The sequence below is a fragment of the Streptomyces sp. I05A-00742 genome (genome assembly GCF_013055795.1).
Lineage (GTDB): Bacteria > Actinomycetota > Actinomycetes > Streptomycetales > Streptomycetaceae > Streptomyces.
In genome coordinates this window covers 1-12,525 of record NZ_JABETO010000034.1, presented here as the reverse complement: position 1 = coordinate 12,525, position 12,525 = coordinate 1, and the positions used below count along the sequence as shown (strand labels likewise).

Sequence of the window (12,525 nt, the reverse complement as noted above, 5' to 3'; positions counted from 1 at the left end):
GTTCGACGGAATTCGGCGTAAGTGGGTGACGGGACCGGCGTTTGCTGGCACGTTCCCGGCATGGACACCCCACGCGTAGGCATTCCCGGCCGTCTCGCCGAGCGCATGACCATGCCGGAGCAGCACGAGTACCTGCGGAGCAAGCTCACCCGGCGCGGTCTGCTGCGCGCGGGCGCGGTCACGGCCGGGGCGGTCGCCGGGACGGGACTGCTGGGCGGCGGTACGGGACTGCTGGGCGGCGGTCCCGAAGCGGTGGCGGCTCCCCCCGCCCCGGGGACCCCGGTCTCCCCTGCCCCGGCCCCCGCCCTGACCCCCACCCTGGTCACGGCGAGAGCCACCGGCCGGGTCAGCGGCGCCCTCGTGGCCCCCTTCGGCCGGCACCTGGCCTTCGGCGCGGACCCGCGCACCCAGATGCGCGTCTCGTGGCAGGTGCCCTTCGCGGTGCGCAAGCCGTTCCTGCGCGTCGGGCTCAAGCCCTGGGACCTCGGCCGCCGCGTCGAGGCCGAGGTACGGCACCTGCACACCCCGCCGCTCGCCCGGAAGCTGCCCGCCGTCGACCAGTACTACCTGCACGCCGCACTGGACGGCCTGCGCCCCGGGACCACGTACTACTACGGCGTCGGCCACACCGGCTTCGACCCGGCGAACGCCCGCCACCTGGGCACGGTCGCGTCCTTCCGCACCGCCCCCGCCCGCCCGGAGAAGTTCACCTTCACGGCCTTCGGCGACCAGGGGGTCAGCTACCACGCCCTCGGCAACGACCAGTTGCTCCTCGGACAGGACCCGGCGTTCCATCTGCACGCCGGGGACATCTGCTACGCCGACAGCAGCGGCGCCGGCCGGCCCGGCGACGTGTACGACGCGCGGGTCTGGGACCTGTTCCTCGCCCAGACGGAGTCCGTGGCCCGGACCGTGCCCTGGATGGTCACCACCGGCAACCACGACATGGAGGCCTGGTACTCCCCCAACGGCTACGGCGGCCAGAGCGCCCGCTGGACGCTCCCCGCCAACGGCTTCGACCGGCGGAACGCGCCGGGCGTCTACTCGTTCGTCTACGGCAACGTGGGCGTCGTCGCCCTCGACGCCAACGACGTCTCGTACGAGATCGCCGCCAACACCGGCCACAGCGGCGGCCGTCAGACGGCCTGGCTCGACCGCCGCCTCCGCGAACTGCGCGCCCACCGCGAGGTCGACTTCGTCGTCGTCTTCTTCCACCACTGCGCCTTCTCCACCACCAAGGCCCACGCCTCCGACGGTGGCGTCCGCGACGCCTGGCTCCCCCTCTTCGACAAGCACCGCGTCGACCTCGTCATCAACGGCCACAACCACGTCTACGAGCGCACCGACGCCCTCCGCGCCGGCCGCGTCCGCCGCCGCGTCCCCATCGGCGCCACGGTCGAACCCGCCCGCGACGGCATCGTCTACGTCACCGCCGGCGGCGCCGGCGCGGACCTCTACGACTTCCCCGTCCCCGACAGCTACGAAGGCCACGTCCACGACCTCGAAAGCGTCGCCAGCTATCACTGGGAGAAGGGCCGCGTGAAGGCCCCCGAACGAGTCGAATGGTCCCGCGTCCGCTACACGGGCCACTCCTTCCTCGCCATCGAATCCGAACCGGGCACCCGCCCCCGCCTGCGCGTCAGCGCCCTCGCGGAGAGCGGGAAGCGGGTGGACCACTTCGAGGTGGCGGGACGGCGCTGAGGGACCCCCACCCGCCTTGGCGGTCAGGTCCGCGCCGAAGGGCCCGGCGAGTTCGGTGGTGCGCTCGAGCGGCTGGAGGAGCGAGGTGCGCACGACATTGATGCCGACGGTCGGGGCCGTGGGCGGCGTTAGTCACCGCTGACGCCGCCCAGGAACCTGGACCCTCCGCGCCGGACAGCGCACTGCGGCAATCCGAGTTCAAGCTCAGTAAGAGCTACGGGACTTGATGATGCCTTGTGGCGGCGTCCCGGCGCCTGACCAGGGCTTGGGCGTGCGTGGGAGTCCGTGCGCCTGTCCGTACTCCTCTGCCCGTGCTCTCGCGAAGCCGACAGGGTTCTGGAGGCGTAGTTTTGATATCAACAGCCGCTGAGCAAGAGCCGCCGAACGGCAAGCGCCCGCAGCCCAAAGGCTGCGGACAAGGGCTGAAACGCCTGACAGAAGAACGGAAGGCAAGCCATGAGTACGCACAAGCCTCTCGCTGTCGCCGCGACCACCGCCGCCTGCGCCGCGCTCCTCGTCGGAGCCACCGGCACCGCCGCAACCGCTGCGACCGCCCCGCAAGCCCGGACCGTCGCGGCTGCCCCGCAGGCCGACCCCGACCCCGTCAGCGACCTCTTGAAAGGAACGTCAGGAGTGATCAAGGATTTGGACCACATGCTGACCGTGGTCCCGACGCTCGCGACAGGCGCGGTGCCGTTGCCGGGGGTGTAGCCGCCCGCGCCGCCCGCACCCGACGGTACCGCCGTTGGGTGCGGGCGGCGGAAGGCAGCCGCACGGTGGGGAGATCTGTCCCGTGCCCCGGTCCCCACACGCGCTCGTTGGCGCCAGGAGCAAGTGTCAGTGGGAGCGCCTACGATCCGGACCGACTGGTGGATCAAGCGTGAGCACAGCTTCCGGCTGAAAAGGCGCCCCGGCATGACCAGTATCTTCACCGTGTCCGTCGACTCCGTCGAAGGCTCGACCCTCCGTGGGAGGGTGCACATCATCAACCCCGACATCCCATGGGTGCCGCAGGAGGCAGCCTTCCCCTGTCTCTCCTGGTGGACGGCTGGTGGCACCTGGAAAGCGGGGCTCTGAACAACGAAGTCGCCGAGCAGCGTGGCGGGCAGCGATACCCCTTCACCGTGGAGCAGGGAAAGGCCATCGTGGCGGGCATGCGACTGAAGGACGAGTTCCCGAAACTCCACGAACTCATCCTCGGTAAGGAGATAAGGGTTACCCAAGACGGGTACCTGCTCGCGGACGACGGCAAGACCGTCCTCGAACCCCGGCGCAAAGCGAAAGACGTGTACAAGCTGAGCGGCGGCATCCGCCCCGGCTATTCCGTGCGTACGTCCGCCAACGCCGAGGAGTTCTCACAACGCGCCGCCGACATCGTGACCTCCTACGACATCAGCCCGTACCGCAACGTCCCGCTGCTGAGTGAGGTGGCGGCACTGGAGGACCCGGACGAGCCCTGGAATCCGGAGGAGCCGGACGGCCCAGCCGATCTGGACGGTTTCGGCGCATGGGAGCTCCTGAGGGACCGGCCTTTCTCCGAACTCCCTTACGCGGAGATCGTGGTGACGGTCAGCGACGCGGGCTATCTGGAGCACATGGTCGCCGGGATGCGCTGGGCGACGACCATGACGGGACATGTGTGCTGAGAGCCCGCAACGTGATCGTTGAGAGTATCCGTGGGCACGCCCCCGCACACCACGCGTCCGCCGACCTACTGGCAGAAGCTCTCAGCGGAACAAGCCGATGAGCGCGAGAGCAGCGCCGACCAAAGCCGTGACCGGAGCGAGAAGTGGGGCAAGCAGCATGGGAGAACTCCCTTTCAGATAAGCCGCGTTGACGAGGACGCACCTTCTTGATGTGGTGCTGTCGACTGCATTACCCGACCCGCCGAATGAAGATGCGCTCATCACTCGAACGAGGTTTGATCGCCCTCCGGTTGAAGGGAGACCCTCGTGCCCCATAGACCCCGCCCCCTCGCGCAGCCCCCAGGAACACGGAGGGTTCGTACCACCACTGTGCCCGGCTCGGTCCTCACCCGTTATTCACAGGTCGACCTCACGTGGGAAGCCCCCGGCTTCAAGCAGGACGGGTACGACTACCGCGCGGTGGCCATCGCGCCTCGGCCTGCCTGACATCCACAACGACGCACACCCACGGTCCCCCGCGGCTCACGGTGCCTTCGCACCCTCGACCGGGGCGTTCGGCGATGCCCCGTTGACCGGTCGAGTCCGGGGCCTTTCACCTCCATAGCTGGCGCACGGCCGGACGGCGTACCCGAAGATCGTGCGTCCGGTGTCGGCACGGCCGTTGATGAAGGTTCACGGATCGCGTGGTTGGCGAGTGGAGGAGAGCTGTGCTGTCCCGAGACCAGGCTGTGGGCGATGACCGGTGGACTAAAGCCAATGCCGTTGCCTTACTGGTTCGTTGGTTCGGGCGATGCTGCCGGTCTGATGCTCGGGGGTGGTGCCGGTGGCCGAGAGTGTGCCGGAGTTGCTCGTTGCAGCACCCCGACGGCGGTGATGGGGGTCTCGTCGTCGTGTACCTCGGTATATGCGACGCGTGAGTGGTCGTCGATGATCGTGTGCATGAAGGCGTAGCCGAGTTTCGGGTTGCCCCACTTGCTCTTCGGCCTGTCGGGAGTGGCCGAGCGGTTCTTCTCGCCTTGCCGTCGCCCGACGTAGCGCCATCCACTGTGACATGTCTGAGCTGGACAGGTTGAAGGGCCGGCCATCGTGTGTGGCCGGCCCTTCGAGAACGAACATAGTGGGTAGGGGTCGTGCAGATCAGTCCACCGGGGAGACCCGGATGAGGTTGCCGTCGGGGTCCGTGATCACGAACGTGCGGCCGAAGACAGCGTCGTACGGCTCCTCCACGACATGGACTCCCTTCGAGACCCAACTCGTGAAGATCTCGTCAACTGCGGACGCTGCTCCTGGCACCATCAGCCCGACTTCGCTCGTGCGAGGGGTGGTCGGGACCGCGTGTTCGCTGCCCCCCGTCCACAACGCGAACAGGACGCCGGGGGCTACCTCGAAAGCAACGTAGTGGGTACTGGTGAAGGTCGGTTCGATCTCGAACAGATCGCTGTAGAAGGCCGTAGCGGCCTCGGCGTTGCGGACGTAGATCAGGAACAGGTTGGGGGCGGGCACAGAGCGCTCCTCAGATCGTCGAATTCTCGGTACCGCTCCAGTTGATCGCCTAATCGCGACAGAACCTGTCACCTTTTCTGTGAGCATTGGTCAGTATGAAGGCTTCGAGGCTGTTGCACCTCTTGCTGCTCCTGCAGGCACGTCAGCGCATCACCACCACCGAGCTCGCCGAGCGTCTGGAGGTGTCCCGGCGGACTGTGCTGCGGGATGTCGAGGCGCTCTCTGCAGCAGGTGTGCCTGTCTATGCCGAACGCGGGCGGAACGGTGGGATCGTTCTGCTCCCCGGTGCACGGCTCAACGCATCCCATCTGGAACCACCAGAGCTGGAGGTCCTCTCCGTGGCCGGTTTGGACAGCGCGCAACTTGAGCTCATGGGCCTGTCTGCGGTGCAGGAGTCGGCCGCGCGCAAGATCGCCGCCCGCCAGGCCGCAGCACCTGAGTCGCCGAGCCTGCTGCGGCTGGCGGACCTGGTACTGGTGGACAGCAACGCGTGGCTTGCTGACTCAAAGCCGGCGGTGGACGTATCGGATCTGGCCTCGGCCCTGCGACACCGACGCCGGCTGCGAATCCAGTACCGGCGCAGCGCCGAGAAACAGGCCTCGGCGCGGGTGGTCGACCCGTACGGGATCGTGGCGAAATCAGGCCGCTGGTATCTCATCGCCGACGACCAGGGGACCGGTCGGCTGTTCGCTCTGGAACGGCTCTCGGCCTACGAACAACTCGACGCGCCAGCTGTTCTCCGACCGGATGAGACCCTCCGCACCAGGTGGGCTGCCTTGAAGGAACGCACCGAGAGGCCAGGTCGCGTGAGCGTGACCGTCCGTCTGCGAGAAAATGGCCTCGACCTGGCACGGCGCATCCTCGGCACCCGCATCCACGATGTCTCCGACACGGAAAACGGCTGGTGCACCGTCGTCGTCCGCTACCCCGACATCGAGTCAGTGCGTCAGCTCCTCCAGTTCGGCGACCACATCGAGATACTCACCCCGGAGACAGCCCGCAAACGCATGAGCCAGCTTGCCAAGGACCTGGCTGAAAGACACTCGGCCCCAGCCTCGTGACTGCCAAGCGACACGCCCTGCTCTCGATCAATGTCCCCGGTCGGTACAGCGCTCCACGGTCCGGTGCGAGACACCCAGACGCTCCGCCAGGGCCCTCGTGGAACCCTTGACGCGCGTGAGAAGGAATTTCACCTGAGCCTTTGCGGATCTCGGCGCGGACCGGGTGACAGTCGCGCGCTCCGCCCGGACGAGGGCGTCCAGGACCTTGCCGCGGCGCGGGGCCGGCTGCTGCTTCTCATGATCGGTCATGCCTCCAGGGACCACGGATTGCCTGTGGACAGATCCGGACGTTCGCGCAGCCCGCGCCGTATGCACGTACGATAATTCGTGCACATGTGCGGCATGTTGGGGGTTATTGTCAGATTTTGCTGCCACCATCCGGCCATGCCGCTCATCACACCGGACTACGCCCGCACCCTCTTCGCGGACCTCACGCAGAACTCCGCCGTGCCCCTGGCACCGGACGACCTCTTCCACATGGTGTCCCTGCGCCGCCACGGCCATGTCGTCATCGGCGATGTCGCGCGCACGACCACGGCTTCGTCCGCGGCCCTCTGTGCGCCAGGTGTAACACCCTCGAAGGCATGGGCATCCCGGAACTCTTCCTCCGGCGGGAGGGTGGCGCTCTGCACCTCCTGGAGTGCCGTGGCTGTACGGACCAGCGGACCCTGACCCGCAGGTTCCAGGTTGAGGTGGTCCGTGCGCACCTGGAGGAGACCGAGCACCATGGGCGGTGCCACCACCAGGCGTACGCCCGGTACCCGGTGGACACCGCCCAGGAGGTGCTCCGGTTCGAGCTGGCCTGCGGGCGGCACACGGCACGGTGGGTGAAAGACGTGACGCCAGCCGAGGCCGCGCTCGTTGTACGGGCCTTCGTTGACGCGGCGCTCGACGTAGGGCAGCAGCGCCCGGCTGAGCCGGGCACTGGCTGACGGGAGACTGCCCTGACCACGACATGAACGGTTCCCGGACCGTTGGACCGGGAACTCACCTCGATGGGATGGTGCTCAAGGCGGGCTCAGTCTCGTGCCCTGCAGGGCGACGTCCTCAGTCCTCGATGAGCTGCTGGAACTGCGGGCAGCCCACGGCGTGCCACTCCCTGACGAGGATCTCTCCCTCGACAACTACGACTTCCGCGTGCCACGGCAGGCAGTGGTGGCACGCGTGAATCCCGTACGCTCGGCCGTCGTCGTCGAACGCCCTGAGATCGACGGAGCCGACCGGCGCTCGGTCGGTGACGTCCCTGCTGGGGATCTGCGCCTTCTGCCATGCCGGTCAGCGTGCGATAGACGGTGGGTATACGGACCTCGAGTAGGGACTACCAATTACCGTTGTTCTGCTGTCCGTTGCCCTGTCAGTATTCCTGGGACCTCGCGCACGCCACCGGGCGGCTCGCCGAACTCGACCCCGACCTTGCCGCGCAGGCACTCGAGGCATTCCCGAAGTTTGCGCCGCCAGAGGCCCGCAGCGAACAGGGCCCGTTCAGCCCGGTCCTACCGGTGCCCGACGACGCCGACGTCTACACCCGGCTCGCCGCCTGCACGGCCGCCGAAGGGGCAGTAACCACACCCCCGAAGAAGGCTTCGATCAATTGATCACGATCCACCATTCTGCAACCCTCCCAAACAATTATTCCGAATCAGCATCCAAGGCACCCTTCGCCTGCCCGGCGCGAGCAGCTCAACCGAACTCCTGGCCGTATGCCCCGGCCTGGCAACCGCCCGCGATCTCGCCTACGAGTCCAGTTCAGCAGCCATCGCCCGGGAACGCCGCGGGCACGACCTCACGCACTGGATGGCACTCCCCCTCGACCAGGGGCCACAGCCGGTGCAGGGATTTGCGGCCTTCCTTCAGGACGAATGGGCCGCCGTAGTGAACAGCCTCACACTGAACTGGAGTTCAGGAGTGGTCGAGGGCCAGGTCACACCACATGAATTGATCAAACGCCGGTCGTACGGACGAGCTTCCTTCGGTCTCTTGACGACCCTCGCCCTTGCTCAGTCGCCATGAACATCAGAAGGGAAACGCCATGTCCCAACCGTCGGTGGGGTCCGTCAGCGCAGGCGAGGCAGCAGGCCACTCACCTGGGATCGAGTCGAGAGCACGCTGAAGATCAGTCTCTGCCCTTCCGATCACGACCAGGTCCATGCCCACGGATCCGGGTTCGAGCCGGAGCACCAGGCCGGGCGAGGAGAACCACCGCACGGGCGGTCCCATCGGCTCGAACCATGCCGGGTGCGGTGGCAGCGGAACCGGTGCGAACTCGGCCTCCACGACGGTAACCACCGCACTTGATGCCCGGCAGGCCCGTCCTTCCGGCCCGCCTGACCTCGCCATGACGGCTTCGCTCAGGACCATCTCCACACAGGCCAGCGAAACACGGTCCAGAAACGAGCACGTCGTGAGCTGCGGCAAGTGATCGGAGAACAGAGCTACCGGCGGGTCTTCCCTCGACAGGTCGGTCAGACGCACCCCCCAGCCCGCACCACCCTGGTTCTCGCTGCGGAAGACCAGTAGCTGACCAGAAGGATCGAGAAGCAGCTCATCCGGCTCAAGGAGGGGATCCTGCCGCGCAACGAGGTCACCGCGTCGGCCGAACAACCCGTACGCCTCCCGCAGAGCAACCGGCAGCCGCAGGTCCAACCGCTCCTCCGCCTGCTGCACCTCACCGGCGGAGAACCCATCGGCCGAGGTCAAAGGGGTGGCCCAGGACGCCGCGAACTCTCTGACAAACTCCCAGGCGCCCACTCGGTCCGGGCAACCACCGGCCAATGCCCGAGCCACATCGAACCCGTCATCCATCCGGCCGACCCTACGCGGTCATAGGGACACCAACATCCACCGGCTCCAACCGGGCCATCATGAAATACCCGCCACAGCCACGTTCGAAGAACCCTCCGGCTCTCGCTGAGCCCGCCACAGCCCGGCCATCGTCACCCGCGTCGTCGCGGGATCGATCCTCCGCCGGCGGGAGACCCTCACCGAGGAGGATGCCCCGGGGTCCTGACACGGGACCGGAATGCCGCAGGTCATGACTCGGCTTCCCGGCTCAGTGCGCGGCGGTGGCGCCCGCTCGGGGTATCGCCGCCAGCGGGGAGGGCCGGTTCTTTTTGCCGGCGGGACTGCTCGCCGGGCTCTTGGCCGACCGGCCCCGCCGGAGGTCGGCCGCCGCCCGGGACCGGGGCCGGGGGGGGCGGCTCGGCCGCCCCCTCGCCGTCAGTGGCCCGCAGGGCCCCCGTTGTCGCGGCGGTCGAGGGCGCGCTGGAGGGCGGCGGCGGCGTTGAGGCGGTCGGTGTCGCGGTCGGCGCGGCGGGTGCGGCGGGGCTTGCGGACGGCAGTGGTCTCGGCCATGGGTCACGTCTCCTCTGGAAGAGTCCTGCGAGGGATGCGAAGAGCCGGAGAAGGGGCGGGGGCTCGGGCGCCACAGGGATCACCTGCACAGACGCGCCCGGCCGCGACCGCCGTCGCTCGATGGAGCGGGACGTTCGGCTTCCTCCACGCTAAGCCAGCATTCCCGCTCTGTCGCCACATTTACTCGGGCTTCCTACTATCTGAGACGGCCCGCGCGCCCGGACCCGGCCGCGCGGGCCACCCCCCGGGTCTCACGCGCTCTCGGCCCGCTGACCCGTCGCGTAGGCCAGCGGCGGCGCGACCGCCCGTGCGTCCGCCCGCTCCGCCACCCACAGCCAGATGAACAGCAGGGCGGTCGCCTCCAGCAGCCCGGCGCGGTCCAGCCCGCCCCCGGCCACCGGCTCGCAGCCCACGTCCCGCACCAGCTCGTGGATCCGTGCGAGCGCCGCCTCGCCGTCACCGCAGACCGGAACAGTCAGCGGCTGACCGTCGAAGACCGGCGGCGTCCTCCGCCACACGCTCTCGTGGCAAATGTTGAACGCCTTGACGACATGCGCCCCCGGCGCCGCCTCGGCCAGTCGGACGGCGGCCGAAGGACCGCCCTCCGTCAGCAACCCGAAGCCGGGGCCGATCGGATTCGCGCAGTCGAGCAGCACCTTCCCGCTCAGCGCGGACTGGTGCTCCTTCACGACGTCCGCTCCCACCCCGTACGGCAGCGCCACCAGCACCACCTCGCCGAAGCCGGCCGCCGCCCGCAGCCCCCCGTGCCCCGCCGCGCCGATGCGCGTCGCCAGCTTCCGGGCCGCCTGCTCGTTCCGGCCGCCGATGAACACCTCGTGCCCGGCCCGCACCCACTGCGTGGCCAGTGCGTCAGCCATGTTGCCCGTTCCCAGTACACCGATCTTCATCGATACGTCCCTTCCCGCGTCTGTTCCCATCGCTTTCGGGGACGACACTAGGAAAACCGTCAGGCACCATTTGGTACGTGACGACCGACGCCTACATCGCCGACTGCCGCGCCCGCCTCGCCTTCGACCTCCTCTCCAACACCTGGAACGCCGTGCTCATCTGGGCCCTGCGGGACGGTCCCAGGCGTCCGGGCGAACTGCGCGACCACATCGGCGGCATCAGCCCCAAGGTCCTGACCGAGACGCTGCGGCGGCTGGAGTTCAACGGGCTGGTCGCCCGGCACGTCCACGGCGGAGCGCCACCTCGTGTCGAGTACGAACTCACCGCTCTTGGGCGGACGTTGCTCGGTCCGATCGACGCGTTCGGCACATGGGCCTTCGAGCACGGCGACGAGGTCATGGCCGCCCAGGAGCGCATGGGCGGGTGACCTACGCCGACAGCTTGCCGTCCGTGGCGGCCACGGCGGTCACGAACGCGGACCAGGCCGCGCGGGGGACGACGATCGGGAGGCGGTCGGGCGCCTTGGAGTCCCGGACGGGCATCATGCCGGGGAACTGCTCGGCGATCTCGATGCAACCGTCGTCGTTTTCGCTATGAGCTCGTAACACGATCTTGTTGATCGTGGCTGGTCGGCCGTGACGTGGGCGGTGTTCCGGCCGTTCGTGATGGCGTGAGGAAGCGGCCGTGGATCGTGGACGACGAACTATGGGCAGTGANGAGCTCGTAACACGATCTTGTTGATCGTGGCTGGTCGGCCGTGACGTGGGCGGTGTTCCGGCCGTTCGTGATGGCGTGAGGAAGCGGCCGTGGATCGTGGACGACGAACTATGGGCAGTGATCGAGCCGTTGCTGCCGGCCTGGCCCGAGCGGTCGCCGGGGCCGAGACCGGTGTCCGACCGGCTGTGCCTGCAAGGCATCCTGTACGTGCTCTACCAGGACATCAGCTGGCAACTCCTCCCGCCGGAGCTGGGGTTCGGCTCCGGGCAGACCTGCTGGCGACGGCTGGGCCGCCGGCACGAGGCCGGCGTTTTCGACCGGCTGCACCGCGTCCTGCTCGCGAAACTGCACGCCGCAGGCGAGCTCGACTGGTCCCGTGCGTGTGTGGACGCCTCCCACATCCGCGCGAAAAANAAAAAGGGGGAGCCGGGACCGGCCCGTCGCCGGTCGACCGCCGGAAAACGGGCAGTAAACACCACCTGATCCGCGACGGGAAGGGCACCCCGCTCAAGGTCATCACCACCGCGGCCAACGTCAACGACGTCACACAGACCCCCGCACTCGTCGACGGCATCCCGCCTGTCGCCGGACGGCACGGACGCCCACGCAGACGCCCCGACGCCCTGCTCGGCGACAAGGGCTACGACAGCAACCCCAACCGCCGCGAACTGCGCAAGCGCCGCATCCTGCCGGTCATCTCCCGCAAAGGCGCACCCAACATCGAGGGGCTGGGGAAGCTCCGCTACGTCGTCGAGCAGACCTTCTCGCTCCTGCACCAGTTCAANGACGCCCTGCTCGGCGACAAGGGCTACGACAGCAACCCCAACCGCCGCGAACTGCGCAAGCGCCGCATCCTGCCGGTCATCTCCCGCAAAGGCGCACCCAACATCGAGGGGCTGGGGAAGCTCCGCTACGTCGTCGAGCAGACCTTCTCGCTCCTGCACCAGTTCAAACGCCTGGCCGTCCGCTGGGAACGACGGCTCGAACTCCACGACGCCCTCGTCTCCCTGGCCTGCGGCCTCATCTGCTGGAGACGCCTCAACAACCGCAAACCATGATCCTGTTACGAGCTCTATGGGTACTCTTACGCCAGGCAGCTATGGACTCGTCAAGCGCAACCGTACTCACTGGTGCCATCAGCGGACTCATTCCCAGGACACGCTGGAGGTACAGCGTCCAGGTCATCAAGAACAGCCCGCATACTAGGCCGAGCATCAGCTGCGCGGACAGGCTGCCGGAGAACTACCTACCCCGGAAGACGGACAGTGTCACGAGCGGGGCGTCGTCTTCACTTGAGGAGTTCGATGCCGCCGTGGTCTCCGTTTGCGTCGATGTCGGGGTACAGGCCGAGGTTGCCGTTGTTCCAGCTGATCAGGATGTCGTTGACGCGGTCGTCATTGTGGGTGAAGGCGCCGGTGGTCAGGATGTGGGCGTTCTTCCAGGCGGTGCCTGCTTCGCGGATCTTGGTGCGGCCGTGGTAGCCCTTGGCGTCGACGCCCGGGAAGACGCTGGTCTCGCCGTCCTTCCACTGGATGAGGAGGTCGGAGGTGGGCTTGCCGGTGAACTCGCCTGCGCTGATCTGGATGGCGTTCTCCCAGGATTTGGCCGCCGCGGACAGTTGGCTGTAGCCGCTGAGC

At 67.9% G+C, this 12,525-nt stretch carries 14 protein-coding genes and 4 pseudogenes; 11 read left to right on the top strand and 7 right to left on the bottom strand.

Going from position 1 to position 12,525, the window contains the following annotated elements:
• Positions 1–60 precede the first annotated feature (60 nt).
• The 5 genes and pseudogenes from HN013_RS25355 to HN013_RS33290 form a co-directional block, all read left to right on the top strand.
• Positions 61–1,701, top strand: a complete 1,641-nt coding sequence (locus tag HN013_RS25355) for a metallophosphoesterase family protein (protein ID WP_171170104.1) — start codon at positions 61–63, stop codon at positions 1,699–1,701.
• Positions 1,702–2,157: 456 nt separating this feature from the next.
• Positions 2,158–2,412, top strand: a complete 255-nt coding sequence (locus tag HN013_RS25350; protein ID WP_171170102.1) for a hypothetical protein — start codon at positions 2,158–2,160, stop codon at positions 2,410–2,412.
• A gap of 204 nt (positions 2,413–2,616) precedes the next feature.
• Entirely contained in the window at positions 2,617–2,778 is a 162-nt protein-coding gene (locus HN013_RS25345) for a hypothetical protein (protein ID WP_171170100.1), read from the top strand.
• Complete coding sequence (locus HN013_RS25340) at positions 2,742–3,347, top strand: hypothetical protein (protein ID WP_171170097.1); 606 nt, start codon at positions 2,742–2,744, stop codon at positions 3,345–3,347. Before HN013_RS25345 ends, HN013_RS25340 begins: the two co-directional genes overlap by 37 nt.
• 399 nt (positions 3,348–3,746) lie before the next feature.
• Positions 3,747–3,833, top strand: a pseudogene (locus tag HN013_RS33290) (cold shock domain-containing protein); the annotation flags it as partial.
• 359 nt (positions 3,834–4,192) lie between these two features.
• Here the strand turns inward: HN013_RS33290 and HN013_RS25335 are convergent.
• Together HN013_RS25335 and HN013_RS25330 are read right to left on the bottom strand one after the other, a co-directional pair.
• Positions 4,193–4,390 (bottom strand): annotated as a pseudogene (locus HN013_RS25335) (IS481 family transposase); the annotation flags it as partial.
• A 94-nt stretch (positions 4,391–4,484) separates the two neighbouring features.
• Positions 4,485–4,850, bottom strand: coding sequence for a VOC family protein (locus HN013_RS25330; RefSeq protein ID WP_171170095.1), 366 nt, complete (start codon positions 4,848–4,850; stop codon positions 4,485–4,487).
• 95 nt (positions 4,851–4,945) lie between these two features.
• Here HN013_RS25330 and HN013_RS25325 point away from each other — a divergent pair, with 95 nt between their 5' ends.
• The 4 genes from HN013_RS25325 to HN013_RS25310 all read left to right on the top strand — a co-directional run bounded on the left by HN013_RS25325 (position 4,946) and on the right by HN013_RS25310 (position 7,921).
• Complete coding sequence (locus HN013_RS25325) at positions 4,946–5,911, top strand: YafY family protein (protein WP_171170093.1); 966 nt, start codon at positions 4,946–4,948, stop codon at positions 5,909–5,911.
• Between the two features lie 584 nt (positions 5,912–6,495).
• Positions 6,496–6,843, top strand: a complete 348-nt coding sequence (locus tag HN013_RS25320) for a hypothetical protein (RefSeq protein WP_171170091.1) — start codon at positions 6,496–6,498, stop codon at positions 6,841–6,843.
• 399 nt (positions 6,844–7,242) lie between these two features.
• On the top strand, positions 7,243–7,506 hold the full coding sequence (locus HN013_RS25315) for a hypothetical protein (protein WP_212764791.1): 264 nt from the start codon (positions 7,243–7,245) through the stop codon (positions 7,504–7,506).
• Positions 7,502–7,921: a transposase gene (locus tag HN013_RS25310; protein WP_312018715.1), complete on the top strand. Its 420-nt coding sequence runs from the start codon at positions 7,502–7,504 to the stop codon at positions 7,919–7,921. Before HN013_RS25315 ends, HN013_RS25310 begins: the two co-directional genes overlap by 5 nt.
• A 3-nt stretch (positions 7,922–7,924) precedes the next feature.
• On the opposite strand, the gene HN013_RS33280 is transcribed toward HN013_RS25310, so the two are convergent.
• The 3 genes from HN013_RS33280 to HN013_RS25300 all read right to left on the bottom strand — a co-directional run bounded on the left by HN013_RS33280 (position 7,925) and on the right by HN013_RS25300 (position 10,170).
• Positions 7,925–8,713 (bottom strand): SMI1/KNR4 family protein, encoded by a 789-nt coding sequence (locus tag HN013_RS33280; protein ID WP_249375383.1) that lies wholly within the window; start codon positions 8,711–8,713, stop codon positions 7,925–7,927.
• 414 nt (positions 8,714–9,127) lie between these two features.
• Positions 9,128–9,262, bottom strand: coding sequence for a hypothetical protein (locus tag HN013_RS33750; protein ID WP_283247684.1), 135 nt, complete (start codon positions 9,260–9,262; stop codon positions 9,128–9,130).
• Positions 9,263–9,513: 251 nt separating this feature from the next.
• Positions 9,514–10,170: an NADPH-dependent F420 reductase gene (locus HN013_RS25300; RefSeq protein ID WP_171170088.1), complete on the bottom strand. Its 657-nt coding sequence runs from the start codon at positions 10,168–10,170 to the stop codon at positions 9,514–9,516.
• 77 nt (positions 10,171–10,247) lie between these two features.
• Here HN013_RS25300 and HN013_RS25295 point away from each other — a divergent pair, with 77 nt between their 5' ends.
• On the top strand, positions 10,248–10,598 hold the full coding sequence (locus HN013_RS25295) for a helix-turn-helix domain-containing protein (RefSeq protein WP_171170086.1): 351 nt from the start codon (positions 10,248–10,250) through the stop codon (positions 10,596–10,598).
• 1 nt (position 10,599) lies between these two features.
• On the opposite strand, the gene HN013_RS33275 is transcribed toward HN013_RS25295, so the two are convergent.
• Positions 10,600–10,779, bottom strand: a complete 180-nt coding sequence (locus HN013_RS33275; protein ID WP_312018711.1) for a DUF397 domain-containing protein — start codon at positions 10,777–10,779, stop codon at positions 10,600–10,602.
• 154 nt (positions 10,780–10,933) lie between these two features.
• Between HN013_RS33275 and HN013_RS25280 the strand changes: the two are divergent.
• Positions 10,934–11,946 (top strand): annotated as a pseudogene (locus HN013_RS25280) (IS5 family transposase).
• A gap of 230 nt (positions 11,947–12,176) precedes the next feature.
• Here the strand turns inward: HN013_RS25280 and HN013_RS25275 are convergent.
• Positions 12,177–12,525, bottom strand: a pseudogene (locus HN013_RS25275) (hypothetical protein); the annotation flags it as partial.

Coding starts and splice junctions, on each gene's coding strand:
- HN013_RS25355 (WP_171170104.1), top strand. CDS start 61: ATGGACACCCCACGCGTAGGCATTCCCGGCCGTCTCGCCGAGCGCATG.
- HN013_RS25350 (WP_171170102.1), top strand. CDS start 2,158: ATGAGTACGCACAAGCCTCTCGCTGTCGCCGCGACCACCGCCGCCTGC.
- HN013_RS25345 (WP_171170100.1), top strand. CDS start 2,617: ATGACCAGTATCTTCACCGTGTCCGTCGACTCCGTCGAAGGCTCGACC.
- HN013_RS25325 (WP_171170093.1), top strand. CDS start 4,946: ATGAAGGCTTCGAGGCTGTTGCACCTCTTGCTGCTCCTGCAGGCACGT.
- HN013_RS25320 (WP_171170091.1), top strand. CDS start 6,496: ATGGGCATCCCGGAACTCTTCCTCCGGCGGGAGGGTGGCGCTCTGCAC.
- HN013_RS33280 (WP_249375383.1), bottom strand. CDS start 8,713: ATGGATGACGGGTTCGATGTGGCTCGGGCATTGGCCGGTGGTTGCCCG.
- HN013_RS33750 (WP_283247684.1), bottom strand. CDS start 9,262: ATGGCCGAGACCACTGCCGTCCGCAAGCCCCGCCGCACCCGCCGCGCC.
- HN013_RS25300 (WP_171170088.1), bottom strand. CDS start 10,170: ATGAAGATCGGTGTACTGGGAACGGGCAACATGGCTGACGCACTGGCC.